We start from the raw sequence: 13,693 nt of genomic DNA on the forward strand, positions 1-13,693 counted from the left end.
CATGACAATCCCCAGCCGTATCAGCCTGTTGAGCCTCAGCCTTTGCCTCGCCGCCTGCAGCAGCCCGCCGCCACCGATGGCGGGCATCGACGCTCCGCCTACCTGGCAAGGCATGACCGACCCGACGCAGCCCTTGCCGGACCGGCAATGGTGGCAGGCATTCGCCAGTACCGAGCTGGATCGCCTGGTCGAGCGTGCCCGTCAGAACAGCCACGACCTTGCCGCCGCAGCGGCGCGGGTGCGCCAGGCCCAGGCCAGCGCGGTGATCGCCGGGGCGCCACTGTTGCCCGAAGTGCAGTCAGGCCTGGATGGCTCCCGCCAGCGCTTGTTACGTGGCGAAGGCAACGACCAGCTCGACGCCAGCAGCCGCGAGCGCACCAGCACCTCGTTCGGTGCTCGGTTAAGCGCCAGTTACGAGATCGATTTCTGGGGCGGCCTGCGCGCCACCCGCGACAGCGCCCTGCGCAGCCTGGACGCCAGCCGTTTCGATCGCCAGACCGTGGAGCTGACCCTGACCGGCGCCGTGGCCGACAGCTACTTGCTGGGCCTGGCCCTGGAGGAGCAGCTGCGCATCGCCCGCCTTAACTTGGAAAACGCCCGGGATGTGCTCGGGCTGGTCGAGGCCCGTGAGCGCTCGGGCTCGGCCACACGCCTGGAGCTGGCCCAGCAACGCAGCCTGGTGGCAGCCCAGGAACGCCAGGTACCGCTGCTCGAGCAACGCCGGCAGGACAACCGGGTGACCTTGGCCACACTGCTGGGTGATCCGCTGCAAGCCCTGCCCACCAGTACCGAAACCATCGACGCGCTGCATTGGCCCGGTATCGGCAGTGGCGTGCCCAGCGAACTGCTCGGGCGGCGCCCGGACATCGCCGCCGCCGAGGCGCGCCTGGCGGCGGCCAGCGCCAACGTCCAAGTGGCCAGGGCCGCCATGCTGCCGCGCCTGGTGCTAGGGGCGACCCTGGGCAGCGGTGCGCGCACCTTCGCCAACCTCGGCGACAGCCCTTACTACACCCTCACCGCCGGCCTCACCGCGCCCATCTTCAACAATGGCCGGTTGAGCGCAGCCCGTGACCTGGCCCGCGCCGAACAAGAAGAGCTGCTTGAAAAATACCGAGCCAGCATCCTGGCGGGCTTCGCCGATGTGGAAAAAGCCCTGAATGCCATCGCTGGCGTGGAACGCCAGCGCCAGTGGCAAGATCAGGAAGTGGAGCAGGCACGCCTGGCCTTCGACCTGGCCCAACGACGCTATGCAGCGGGGGCCGAGACGCTGCTGACGGTCCTGGAGACCCAGCGCACGCTCTACCTGGCACAGGATCAGCAGGCACAACTGCGCCTGGCGCGGTTACAGGGGAGCGTGGCGTTGTACAAGGCGCTGGGGGGAGGATGGCAGGCGCCGAAGGCGTGAGAACCCGCGGTGCCCTTCTGTGAGGGCATCGCCTTACTACAGAGCCGGCCTCCCGATGTTCGCCGGCAAGTCGGCTCCTACGGGGATACATTCAGCGCGATGCCGGCGAACGGGCCCTCAGGAAAGGATGTTCTTCATCGAAAGGTGCCGCGCATACCACGGCCGTTGCGGCACCTTGCGCAGGAACCCGTCGATCTTGTCGTCCTCGCCAAAGGTGATACGCAAAGCCAGCTTCATGGTCTCGACATCCATCTCCACCGACTTGCCCGGGCGCGTGCCCGGCTGGGTGCTGCAACCATGGGTATCAGGCCCCAGCCAGGGGTCGTCGACCTCCACCCAGCGCCCCGGCGCGAACCAGGGCACGCCGTTGACTTCCTGGCGCCGCACCTGGCCCGGATGGAAGCGCTCGTGAGCGCGGAACCAGTCGTCGATGCGGTCGTCAATCCAGCCATGGAACCCCCAGAACACCGGGTTGACGTGTGAGGAGAACGGGTCGCCGAGGAAATCGTTTTCACGTTCGAACCAGCGCGCGGCGAAGTCCGCCTGATCGCGGGCGAACGGCACGGGCGCGGCATTGTTCGGGTCGCGCGGCACCGACGCCCAGCACATGTGCAACCAATCGTGCAGGGTCATTTCCAGCTCCGAGCCGAAAGCCCCCAGCGACAGCTTCGACAGGTACACCGGGTCCTGGTACTGCGACTCCCAGACCTGGAAGTTGCCACAGAAGGTCTCGCTGGCCTTGATTGCCGATACCCACTGGCCATAGGCATCGTCGCCCGGTGCCTGCCAGGCCGGAGGCACACAATAGCCGTCGTGGTTGTCGTGGTAACGAGCAAAGCCCAGGCGATCGAACTCGACATTGGGTTGCGGCAGCGGAAAACGCGGCCAGGAAGGCAAATCCTGCAAGGTACGTGCATACATCAGCATGTGCCGGTGCATGTACAGGAAGTCGATGCCGGAACCATTGCGATGCTTGCGCGGGCCACGGGCGTCACGCTCGCGATCCCTCGGGCCGGGCTGCCAGCCCAGGCCGCGTAAGGCATTTTGCTTCTGCTCCGACAAGCGATGCCATTTGTCCCGGGTCGCGTGCCACAGCTGGTGGAACAACCGGTGCTCGGCACCGATCACCCAGGCCTGCATCCGTGGGTTGTAGACGATGCGCTCGCGGGCCTCGGGGAACAGGCGCTTGACCGCGACGAAGCGGTTGTCCAGCTGGGGCATGGTCAACGGACGGTCCAGGCGCTGCAAGCGCCCACTCAAGGTGCCCGTGCCGGCATTGGCGAAACGCCCCCACACCTCGTCCAGGCTGGCCACGCATTCGTAGACCGAGCGGCCGCGCGCGTCGACCAGGCGCCAGCGCACTTCACGCGAACTGGCGCCGACCAGGTCGCCCAGCACGCGGTAGGCGGGCTCCCCGTCACAGCGCAGACGCTCACCGGTATCGACGTAACCGCGCAAGCCACGGCCCTTGGTGGCCACATCGAAAAACACTTCCAGGCCCTTAGCGGGCAAACCCTCTATGCCGGCGTCGGCGCCTTCGAGGCGCAGGTCCCAAACCCCACGCAACCGATCCGCCAGCACCTGGCCGGAATAGTCGGCCAGTTCGACGCTCGCCTCACCGGGTGTGACGATGTCGTCCTCCGGGTCATGGGTCAGCTTTTTGTGCGCGTAGTAGGCAGCCGTGCCCGTGGCGCCCGCCACGGCCAGGCCCGCGATGAATCCTCGTCGAGAAATTGTCATTGCGCCTCAGTCCATTCCCGCCAAGCGGCGGTTGCTATCCAAGCTAGGACGTAGGCTGGGGCGGAAAATTTAGCGCTAACCGGGCACGCCTAATTCAAGCCCTCGCACACTCGTCTGATCAGTACCCCCCCTACCGACAGAGGTACGACCATGACCTCCCTGCTCTCCCGGTTGATGCGCCCCACCAAGGCGACCCCCTACCGGATCTTCGATGTCCAGCTGAAAGCCATCGAGCCCCTGAGCCCGTCCCTGTGCCGCTTCGTCTTCACCGGCCCGGAGGTGGCGCACATGAACACCCTGGCCCCGGACCAGCGCATCAAGCTGTTCTTCCCAACACCCGCCGGGCAACCGCCACGCCTGCCCAAGGATGGCCAGTGGCAACAGGCGCGTCGTGACCTTGCGCCTCAGGACACACCACCCATGCGCACCTACACCATCCGCGCCCTACGCCGTGAAGCCTGCGAGGTGGACGTGGACTTCGTGCTGCATGGCGTGAACGGGCCGGCGTCGGCCTGGGCGACCCAGGCCAAGGTCGGCGACCGCCTGCAGATGGTCGCGCCGAACCTGGCCTATACCGATGATCCGGGTGGTTACGAATGGAAGCCTCCACGCAGCGCCCGGCGCATCCTGCTGATTGGCGACGAAACCGCACTGCCGGCCATCGCCGGCATCCTCGAGCACCTGGCGCAGGACGCCGCCGACCTGCCTGTGGAAACGTTCATCGAGGTGCCGCTGGAAGAGGACTGCGTAGCCCTTCGCCATAGCCCGGCCACCCGCTTGCACTGGCTGCCCCGCGATCTGCTGCGCTGCGGCCACGGCCAGGCGATGCGCCATGCCGTGCGCGAACTGGCCAGCCTGCCCAGCGTCCGCGCCAGTGGTTCGGTGGAGTTGGAGGAAGTGGACATAGACCAGCGTATTCTCTGGGAGCTGGCGAGTGGCGAGGGTGGCGATTTCTATGCCTGGATCGCCGGTGAATCGGCAACCGTGATGGATATCCGCCGCTTCTTGATCAAGGAGCGCGGCCTGCCACGTGAAAGCCTGACACTGATGGGCTACTGGCGCGACGGCCGCACATTCGATTGATGCGCCGCTTCCCGTAGGAGCCAGCCTTGCTGGCGAACGGCTGTGTTCCCGTTCGCCAGCAAGGCTGGCTCCTACAGATTGCGTGCAGTCAGCCGACCGCGGCGGCCACGGCCTCGGCGAACCGCCCGGCGACGTCGTCGATCTGCTCAGCACTGATGATCAGCGGCGGCAGGAAACGCACCACCGCGCCATGTCGGCCGCCCAGTTCGAGAATCAAGCCACGGCGCAGGCATTCGCGCTGTACCTTCGGCGCCAGGGTCCGGCACGCCGGCGGATGCCCCAGCGCATCGGCCTCACCCGCCGGGTCGACCAGTTCGACACCGAGCATCAACCCACGCCCACGGATATCCCCCAACTGCGGATAGTCCCGCTGCAAGCGCTGAAGATGCCCACGCAGTCGCTGCCCCATGGCTTCGGCATGCTCGCAGAGGCGATGCTCGACCAGGTAGTTCATCACCGCCGACCCCGCCGCCATGGCCATCTGGTTGCCCCGGAAAGTACCCGCATGGGCACCCGGCGACCATGTGTCCAACCAGTCACGGTAGACCATCACCGCCAGCGGCAGGCTGCCACCGATGGCCTTGGACAACGTGACCACGTCCGGCACGATCCCGGCGTGCTCGAAAGCGAACATTTTCCCGGTACGGGCGAAACCACTCTGAATCTCGTCGACAACCAGTGCCACGCCGGCCTGCTCGGTGATCCGCCGCAAGCCGCGCAGCCATTCGATATCGGCCGGGATCACCCCACCCTCGCCCTGCACCACCTCGACGATCACCGCCGCCGGCAAGGCCACGCCGGCCTCGGGGTCGTTCAGCAGGTTCTCCAGGTAGTGCAGGTTGGCGCGAACGCCCGCCTCGCCGCCCAGGCCGAACGGGCAACGGTAGTCGTAGGGGTACGGCAGGAATTGCACGCCATTGCTCAGCAACGCCCCCAACGGCTTCTTCGGCCCCAGGCTGCCCATCAGGCTCAGGGCGCCCTGGGTCATGCCGTGGTAGCCGCCCTGGAACGCCAGCACCGTGCTGCGCCCGGTGGCGGTGCGCACCAGCTTGAGCGCCGCTTCCACGGCGTCGGTGCCGGTGGGGCCGCAAAACTGGATCTTCGCCTCGTGGCGCAGGGGCTCGGGCAGCAGGCCGAACAGGTCTTGCACGAACTGGTCCTTGACCGGCGTGGTCAGGTCGAGGGTGTGCAGCGGCAGCTCATCGGCCAGCACCCGCTGGATCGCCTCGACCACCACCGGATGGTTGTGCCCCAGGGCCAAGGTCCCGGCGCCTGCCAGGCAGTCGATGAACTGACGGCCCTCGACATCCTCCACGTGAATGCCCCGGGCGCGCTTGAGCGCCAGCGGAATGCGTCGTGGATAGCTACGGGCATTGGATTCCTGTTGCTGCTGGCGCAGCAGCAGCGGTGAGTCCGCGAATTCGTACAGGGCCTGCGGCGCGGAGGCCGGCAGCGCCTGGGCAAGGCTGGAAACGGTCGACATCGGAAAAGTCCTCGCAAGCAAGCGAAAGTGCCCGCCACGCGCCCTGTAACCGGATGTGTGTCGGGTGGTCATCGCTTGGAAAACGCTTCAGCGAGGAAAGGATTTAGCGGCTAATGCGGGATTTGTGATGCCTTTGACCACGGGGGTGCCTGCTACCTGTAGGAGCCGGCTTGCCGGCGAATGGGCCAGGGCAGGCAACACCGTTCAGCCGCCCGCACGCGCCGGCACCTGCAACCTCACCCGCAAGCCATCGGCCTGGCTGTCGAAGCGCAGGCTGCCCGCGCAACGCTGGACAATCGCCTGGACAATCGCCAACCCCAGCCCGCACCCACCGCTCTGGCCATTGCGCCAGAAGCGCTCGGTCAGGTGCTGCAGGTCCTCCTGCGCGATACCCGGTCCATGGTCACGCACCAGGAAGTCCACCTGCCCGTCCAGCGCCTGCACCTCCAATTCCACCGCCGCATCGCCACCATGGCGCAAGGCGTTGTCCAGCAAGTTACGCAAGGCAGCCACCGCCAGCGGCGCTGGCATCCCGAGGTAGACCTTGGCGGCATCCTCCGGCAGACGCAGCAGAATGCGCCGGTTGTCACCACCACCTGCATCCTGGATCGCCTGCAGCGCCACCTGCTCGGCGCTGCACCGCACGCCATCGTCGAACGACAGGCTGCCCTCGACCCGCGCCAGCATCAGCAACTGCTCCAGCGTGCGGTGCATGCGATCAGCCCCCTGCTCGGCATGCTCCAGGGCCTGCTCGCGTACCGCGCCATCGGTCATCCGCGCCACTTGCAGGTGGGTCTTGATCGCGGTCAGCGGGCTGCGCAGCTCGTGGGCGGCATCGTCGGTGAGCCGGCGCTCGCGCTCGATGGTCTGGGCGATGCGCAGGAACAGCTGGTTCTGGGTGTCGAGCAACGGTTGCAGCTCGCCGGGCAGGCCGGCCACCTGCAACGGCTCGACACTATCCGCGCGCCGCCTGCGCAAGGCGTCACGCATGCGGTTGAGCGGTTCCAGGCCCTTGCCCAGGCCAATCCACAGCAGCCCCAGGCTGCCCAGTAGCGCCATCAGCACCGGCGCCGATGCCGCCAACAGGATCGACTGGTTCAGCGCTTCGCGCTCCAAGTGGCGATCGGCGGTGGTGATGCGCACATCGCCATGGTTGTAGGTGAAGGTTCGCCATGAGGCACCGTCGATGGTCTGGTCGCGGAAACCGCTGCGCTGGTCGTCCATCGTGCCGTCGTGCTTGTGGTTACTGGCCAGGATCTCACCGCGCAGCGAGCTCACCTGGCAGGCCATGCCGTCCGGCACGCTGAATTGGTCGGCGGAAAAATGCGCATCCTGCCCCTTGGCCGTCAACGGCTGCGGCAACTGGTCGATCAGCCCGGCCACCATGCGCGCCGACGCCACCAGGCGTTGGTCGAGGGAAAACATCATCTGCTGGCGCAGGTCGCGCAGCATCCACGCTGCCGCCAGCACCCAGATGACGATGAAGGCGCTGCCGAGGATCAACGACAGGCGTACGCGCAAGCTCACGACGACACCTCCTGCGGCGCCTGCGCCGGCCCCAGGCGGTAGCCCAGGCCACGCACGGTCTCGACGATGCCGTTACCGAGCTTGCGGCGTAGATGGTGGATATGCACGTTGAGGGCGTTACTCTCGACCTCGTCGCTGAAGCCATACACGCAGTCTTTCAATTGCTCGCTGGAGAGCACCCGCCCCGGGTTCTGCAGCAATGCCTGGAGCAGCGCCTGCTCGCGTCGCGACAAGTCCACCGGCGCGCCAGCCAAAGTTGCCACGCAGCTGCTGGGGTCATAGCACAGCGGCCCGTGCTCGATCACATTGACCGCCCGCCCCGCCACCCGGCGCAGCAAGGTGTGCAGCCGCGCCGCCAGTTCACGCAGGTCGAACGGCTTGAGCAGGTAATCATCGGCCCCCGCCTGCAACCCATCGACCCGATCGGTGACCGCGTCGCGCGCGGTCAGCACCAGCACCGGCAGCGTCTCGCCCTGCTGGCGCAGACGGCGCAGCAGTTTCAGGCCATCTTCGTCGGGCAGCCCCAGGTCGAGGATCATCACGTCGAACTGCGCGGCCTGGAGCATCTGCCGCGCCTGCGACGCGCTCGCCACCCGGTCCACGGTCAGGCCCTGGGCCGAGAGCCCGGCGCAGATGCCGCTGGCGATCAGGTCGTCGTCCTCGCAGAGCAGAACGTGCATGGGGAAATCTCCTGGGGTGGGGGAAGCTGGCATTGCACAGGGTAGTGATTAAGGGGGGATTATGACCCCTGGCGCGGGATTCGTCGCGGGGTGCTCCGGATTGGGCATTGGCGGACTGCAGCCTTGCAGCGCTGTTGGGATCGAGCGCCGCTGCGCGGATGAATCCGCCCCTACACAGGGCATGATTGCCCGCCTTGTTGGCACGACGCTATATTTCGACTGGCGCCTTGCACCAAAGCTGGCAACCATGGCCTGTAGGAGCGGATTCATCCGCGATGCGCCGCACAGCGGCGCCAATCTCAACCGCGCTACAACCCCTTCGTCGAGCCCCTCGCAAGCGCCGGGTTAGAGGCTGGAAATGATCAAATGAACGATACCTATCAGGGCAGTTGCCTGTGCACGGCGGTACGCTATGAATTGCAGACCGCGCCAAAGGCGGTGAGCCATTGCCATTGCAGCCAGTGCCGCAAGGGGCATGGCGCGCTGTTCGCCACTTATGGCAGCGTGCCTCGCGGTGCACTGCGGATACTGGAAGGGGCTAGCCATCTCAGCGAATACCGCTCGTCCGAATCGGTGCTGCGCACGTTCTGCGCACGGTGCGGGTCGTCCTTGTTCTGGTACCACTCGCAGGGCGGATTCGCCGACTGGATCTCCATCGCGCTGGCTACACTCGACACGCCCTTTACGCCAGAAAAGCAGAAACACATCCATCGCGAATCAAAGGTTCACTGGTACCCACACACCTGAGCGCAAATCACCGGACAAGGATGAACGACATGCTATCGGGGACGGTGGCCTTGGTTGAAGATCGCCCGCTAGGCACATACCTGGCCTTGCCAAATTCCCTTCGCTGCCAGCGTTTCGCACAAATAGGCCAGCGCTCGCTGGAAGACCGGATGACAGTCCGCATAGGGCAACTGATCGAGTGGTGCCCAGAAAAACTCGAAAACGTGGCCATGGTCGTCCAGGGTCTGATGAGACCATTGCTCGGGCAGTGCCGCTTGCGCCTGGCACAGTTGGAACGACCAGATCTGATCGAGGTGTCCGGACGCCCAGCAACCCAGGTCATCCTTGATCATTGCAACATCGATGCCCGACTCCTCCGCCAACTCGCGCAAAGCGGCCTCATTCGGTGTCTCGCCCTGTTCGATGGTGCCCTTTACCAGTTGCACCCCGGACAAAGGATGGAGAAACAGAAGCATTCGGGGCTGTGAAGTGGATGAGAGCACTACGGCACAAGCCTTGTCTGGCAGCATGGCGACGCCCTTTTCAGCAATGATGGCGGGCCATCATACGCCCCAGCGCCCAGCCAACCGGTGTCCATGCTTGGATGGGGCCTCGGGACAGCATTAGGTCTCCCTGTCATTCGTTACCTTGGATGGGCCCTGTTCGCCAGCAAAGCCGGCTCCTGCGCATTGCGGCCGCGATGAGACTTCTGGCAAGCGGCTTGGAGGGATGCCACGAGCGAGCCACTGCCAAGCACTCGATATCACTGTAGAATCTCGCCCTTTTGGCAGACCGCCAGACGATATGCCGGTACTCCGGAAGGTACTCATGAGCAAAACCCAGCACTCCCCCGCTTCAAGTGGCTTCAGGACCGACATCAATGGCTTGAGAGCCTGGGCCGTCGTCGCCGTGATGTTCTACCACTTTGGTGTGTCAGGCTTTGAAGGTGGTTTCGTCGGTGTCGATATCTTCTTCGTGATATCCGGATTCCTGATGACCTCGATCATCGTGACCGGCCTGGAAAGCCGTGACGGGTTCTCGCTGTTAAAGTTCTACCTCGCTCGGGCAAAGCGAATACTCCCGGCGCTGATAGTGCTCTGCGCCTCGCTGCTCGTGTTCGGCTGGTTCTTCCTGGTGCCGGGCGACTACAAAACCTTGGCATACCACACGATTTCGGCACTGACCTTCAGCTCCAATTCGAGATTCTGGCAGGAGGCCGGGTATTTCGATGTGGCATCGTATGACAAATGGTTGTTGCACACGTGGTCACTTTCGGTCGAGTGGCAGTTCTACCTGATATTGCCGCTGCTCCTGCTGGCGGTATGGAAAATACGCCCCGGGCGCCTCGGCATACTGGTTGTCCTCTCGACAGTACTGGCAGGCTCACTGGCTGCATCCCTTATTTTTTCACCCCTCTACCCTTCAGCATCTTTCTACCTGCTGCCCATGCGGGCTTGGGAAATGCTATTCGGCAGCCTGATGTTCCTGATCGGAGCACAATTCCCTATTGGCCTGCGGACTGCAAAGTATCTTGAGCGTGCCGGGATTGTGCTCATTGTCTACTCGATTACCTTGATCGACCCCAGCGTAACCTGGCCAGGCTGGCATGCGCTCATTCCGGTGCTGGGAACATCGTTCATCATTGCTGCCGCCAACCAAGGCTCGCTGTTCACTCGGAACAAAGCCTGCCAGTGGCTTGGTGATCGCTCGTACTCTCTCTACCTCTGGCACTGGCCTATCGTTGCGGCCCTGGTATTCCTTGAGCTGCGCCAAGATGTCGTGGCCACCGTGACAGGCTTGAGCATCACCCTGCTGCTGGGTCACCTGTCATACGTTGCAGCAGAACAGCCATCCAGAACGCTTTTCACCAACCTGAGCACAGCCAAGGCCTACCTGGCCATTTTCGCGCTCTTGCTGCTAACCGCGATCCCAAGCCAGCTAATCAAGCATGAAGAAGGCGTGCCGAGCAGGGCGCTTGCACAGCGGGTCGAAAGCATCATGCGGGAAAGCGCCGTCAGGAACCCAAGGCTCACCGAGTGTTTTGTCAACGCCACCAAAAACAAGGTGACCAACGCCCAATGCACCTATGGCGGAAACGAACTGGGCGCCATTGTTATCGGCGACAGCCATGCCGCTTCAATTGTCCGCGCGGTGGAACGCTCACTTCCGTCCAAGAACCTGAACGTACTGGATTGGGAGCTGCACAGTTGTGCAACTATCCTGGGACTCAAGCTCTCCACCGACCCGAACAATACGTGCAGTGAATTCCTGGCCCTGGCGCTGGATAAGCAGAAGACGCTACCTGCGAACGTCCCCCTCATCATTGTCAATCGGCAGTCTGTCTATCTGTTCGGTCCGAATGAACCTGACAGGCAGGCTGAGGTCGCCGTCCCGCTTTTCTACATCGACAAACCGTACCCATCGGTGTCCCCTGAGTTCCTGACCCACATGCGAGAAGGCATGATCAATACCGCCTGTGAGTTTGCCAAGACGCGACCGGTTTATTGGGTGCGTCCAATCCCGGAGCTGAAGATCGACGTACCGAAAACCATGGTCCGGCGAACGATCATCCCGGGTGGAGAAAAGCGCGTATCCATCAGCCTCGATGAATACATGCAGCGCAACGCGTTTGTGTGGGAGGCACAGGATGCAGCCAGCAAGCAATGCGGTATCAAAATCCTGGATCCGCTGCCCTACTTGTGCAGCGACGGAAGGTGTTTTGGCGACCACGAAGGCATGCCGATCTACGTCGATGACGATCATTTGAACGAACATGGCGGCGACGTCTTGATCCCGATGTTCTCTGAAGCGCTCAAGCCCCACGCTGAGCAGCAGATGGCCACACACCCTTGATGAAACCACCGTGGGTAAGCGCCTTATGGTTCTTGCCCTCACCAAGCCAAGACCGGAGCCGCCCCTTGCAGGCCTCCTGTCATCTCGCCCCGGCCGAAGCGATCTGCGCTCGATCAAGGTTTTGGCATTCCTGATGAACTGTCCAACCATGCCGGTTGCCCCATGGCGGTCGAGTTGTCCCTGTGCTTGCGTTGTGTGGCCTTGCCGACTTCCAGTGGGCGATCATCCCAACACGCTTGCTGTGCAGCAAATGCCACTGGAAAGCAAGGTAACACGGGCAAAACACGCTGCTTATAAAGATCCGTATCAATGAACGCCGACAAAACCGAAGCGCCTGCAAACACTAGTGTCCCGCACGGTTAATTCGTTTATCTACTTAAATGGTTTCGCCCAATGATTCCGGGGCTTTTAGATTAACGAACTACCCGAGCGGAACACTAGGTGATCTGTCCAAGTTTTTGGGGGCAGTCCAAGGGGCGCGAGTTGCCTGTAGGAGCCGGCTTGCCGGCGAATGGGCCAGGCCAGGCACTGAGCCTTTCAGGGAGATTGAGCCATGAGCACAGACGACACCACGCCCCACACCACCGTGGGCAAGACCAGGTTCTACCAGGGTGCAAAGCATACCGACCCGCTGTTCTGCATCGAACCCGGCATCCCTTGCCAGCACGCACGGGAACAGGCTTCGGAGTTGATGGGCTGCGTGTGCGACCTGACCATCACCGGGATCATGGAGGACAAACTCAGCTGATCTGGGCATCGTATTACCTCAGCGCGCTGGCCAAGGCACTGATGGATGATGCGGAGTTGGGGATGAAGCATTAAGGGGTTGTTCTTTCGAGGTGTTTGACGAAAGCGTTGCAGCGCCCATCAGATCGAGCGCCGCCCGCGCGGCGCTCGATCGTAAACGCGGAACAAGACTATTGCCTTGCACCTGGCTGCCAACACACGATCAGCCGGCACCCTAATCGCCAATCGGACCGGACGAATCCCGTCATGCTTGGTAAACTGGCGGCCATCAACCTTTCCATCGCCTGCCAGCGGAACCCGCCGCCTGGCTTCGCTGAGCTCGTACCCCAGACTTATGCAATCTCAAGCCGCTTCCTCCCTGCGTCCCGAGCCATCCCGCCGCTTCTCCGTTGCACCGATGATGGATTGGACAGACCGTCACTGTCGCTTCTTCCTGCGCCTGCTCTCCAAACACGCTCTGCTCTACACCGAGATGGTCACCACCGGCGCCGTGCTGCACAACGACGCCCAGCGTTTCCTGCGCCACGACGACGCCGAGCACCCGCTGGCCCTGCAACTGGGCGGCAGCGTACCGGCGGACCTGGCGGCCTGCGCGCGCCTGGCGCAGGACGCCGGCTACGACGAGGTCAACCTCAACGTCGGTTGCCCCAGCGACCGGGTGCAGAACAACATGATCGGCGCCTGCCTGATGGGCCACCCGGCGCTGGTGGCCGATTGCGTCAAGGCGATGCAGGACACCGTCAGCATTCCGGTAACGGTCAAGCACCGCATCGGCATCAACGGCCGCGACAGCTATAGCGAGTTGCGCGACTTCGTCGGCCAGGTGCGCGACGCGGGCTGCCGCAGCTTCACCGTGCATGCACGCATCGCCATTCTCGAAGGGCTGTCACCCAAGGAGAACCGCGAGATCCCACCGCTGCGCTATGACGTGGCGGCGCAGCTCAAGGCAGACTTCCCGGACCTGGAGCTGGTGCTCAACGGCGGGATCAAGACCCTCGAGGAGTGCCGCACGCACCTGGAGACATTCGACGGTGTGATGCTGGGGCGCGAGGCGTATCACAACCCGTATCTGCTGGCCGAGGTGGACCAGCAACTGTTTGCTAGCGACGCACCCGTGATCAGTCGCGCCGAGGCGATGGCCAAGCTGCGCCCTTACATCGTCGCGCACATGGAAAGCGGCGGCGCGATGCACCACATCACCCGGCATATTCTTGGCCTGGGCCAGGGCTTCCCAGGGGCGCGGCGCTTCCGCCAGTTGCTGTCGGCGGACATCCACAAGACCGACACGCCGTTGGCGGTACTGGACCAGGCTGCGGAGTTGCTGCAGGGGCGCTGAGCGTCCCTGATGTGCACCGCCTCCTGTAAGAGCGACTGTCGTGTGCTGGCTGCGCTGGCCCATTCGCCGGCAAGCCGGCTCCTACAAGTGCAATCCTGATCTTGAGTCAGGCG

10 protein-coding genes and 1 pseudogene are annotated in these 13,693 nt (G+C 63.8%); 6 read left to right on the forward strand and 5 right to left on the reverse strand.

Annotated features, from left to right (window positions below; all coding sequences use genetic code 11):
* Window position 1: 1 nt before the first annotated feature.
* Entirely contained in the window at window positions 2–1,405 is a 1,404-nt protein-coding gene (locus IM733_RS10670) for an efflux transporter outer membrane subunit (RefSeq protein WP_248920811.1), read from the forward strand.
* Window positions 1,406–1,522: 117 nt separating this feature from the next.
* Here the strand turns inward: IM733_RS10670 and IM733_RS10675 are convergent, their stop codons facing one another.
* Window positions 1,523–3,145 (reverse strand): twin-arginine translocation signal domain-containing protein, encoded by a 1,623-nt coding sequence (locus tag IM733_RS10675; RefSeq protein WP_248920812.1) that lies wholly within the window; start codon window positions 3,143–3,145, stop codon window positions 1,523–1,525.
* A gap of 150 nt (window positions 3,146–3,295) precedes the next feature.
* Between IM733_RS10675 and IM733_RS10680 the strand changes: the two genes are divergently transcribed.
* Window positions 3,296–4,228 carry a siderophore-interacting protein gene (locus tag IM733_RS10680; protein WP_248920813.1) on the forward strand — a complete coding sequence of 311 codons (933 nt, stop codon included), beginning with the start codon at window positions 3,296–3,298 and terminating at the stop codon, window positions 4,226–4,228.
* Window positions 4,229–4,316: 88 nt separating this feature from the next.
* On the opposite strand, the gene IM733_RS10685 is transcribed toward IM733_RS10680, so the two are convergent.
* From IM733_RS10685 to IM733_RS10695, 3 genes are all read right to left on the reverse strand, one after another.
* On the reverse strand, window positions 4,317–5,711 hold the full coding sequence (locus tag IM733_RS10685; protein ID WP_248920814.1) for an aspartate aminotransferase family protein: 1,395 nt from the start codon (window positions 5,709–5,711) through the stop codon (window positions 4,317–4,319).
* Between the two features lie 204 nt (window positions 5,712–5,915).
* On the reverse strand, window positions 5,916–7,238 hold the full coding sequence (locus IM733_RS10690; RefSeq protein WP_248920815.1) for an ATP-binding protein: 1,323 nt from the start codon (window positions 7,236–7,238) through the stop codon (window positions 5,916–5,918).
* The gene (locus IM733_RS10695) at window positions 7,235–7,918 is read right to left on the reverse strand and encodes a response regulator (protein WP_248920816.1); all 684 of its coding nucleotides are present in this window, start codon (window positions 7,916–7,918) and stop codon (window positions 7,235–7,237) included. The genes IM733_RS10690 and IM733_RS10695 overlap by 4 nt, the downstream gene beginning before the upstream one ends.
* A gap of 366 nt (window positions 7,919–8,284) precedes the next feature.
* Between IM733_RS10695 and IM733_RS10700 the strand changes: the two genes are divergently transcribed.
* Window positions 8,285–8,665, forward strand: a complete 381-nt coding sequence (locus IM733_RS10700) for a GFA family protein (protein ID WP_248920817.1) — start codon at window positions 8,285–8,287, stop codon at window positions 8,663–8,665.
* Window positions 8,666–8,733: 68 nt separating this feature from the next.
* Here the strand turns inward: IM733_RS10700 and IM733_RS10705 are convergent, their stop codons facing one another.
* Window positions 8,734–9,174: an NUDIX hydrolase gene (locus IM733_RS10705; RefSeq protein ID WP_248920818.1), complete on the reverse strand. Its 441-nt coding sequence runs from the start codon at window positions 9,172–9,174 to the stop codon at window positions 8,734–8,736.
* 298 nt (window positions 9,175–9,472) lie between these two features.
* Here IM733_RS10705 and IM733_RS10710 point away from each other — a divergent pair, with 298 nt between their 5' ends.
* From IM733_RS10710 to dusA, 3 genes and pseudogenes are all read left to right on the forward strand, one after another.
* Window positions 9,473–11,497: an acyltransferase family protein gene (locus IM733_RS10710; protein WP_248920819.1), complete on the forward strand. Its 2,025-nt coding sequence runs from the start codon at window positions 9,473–9,475 to the stop codon at window positions 11,495–11,497.
* Between the two features lie 553 nt (window positions 11,498–12,050).
* Window positions 12,051–12,319: pseudogene (locus IM733_RS10715) on the forward strand (DUF3077 domain-containing protein).
* Window positions 12,320–12,578: 259 nt separating this feature from the next.
* Window positions 12,579–13,580, forward strand: coding sequence for a tRNA dihydrouridine(20/20a) synthase DusA (dusA, locus tag IM733_RS10720; RefSeq protein ID WP_248920820.1), 1,002 nt, complete (start codon window positions 12,579–12,581; stop codon window positions 13,578–13,580).
* Window positions 13,581–13,693 lie beyond the last annotated feature (113 nt).

The organism is Pseudomonas entomophila, assembly GCF_023277925.1.
GTDB lineage: Bacteria > Pseudomonadota > Gammaproteobacteria > Pseudomonadales > Pseudomonadaceae > Aquipseudomonas > Aquipseudomonas entomophila_D.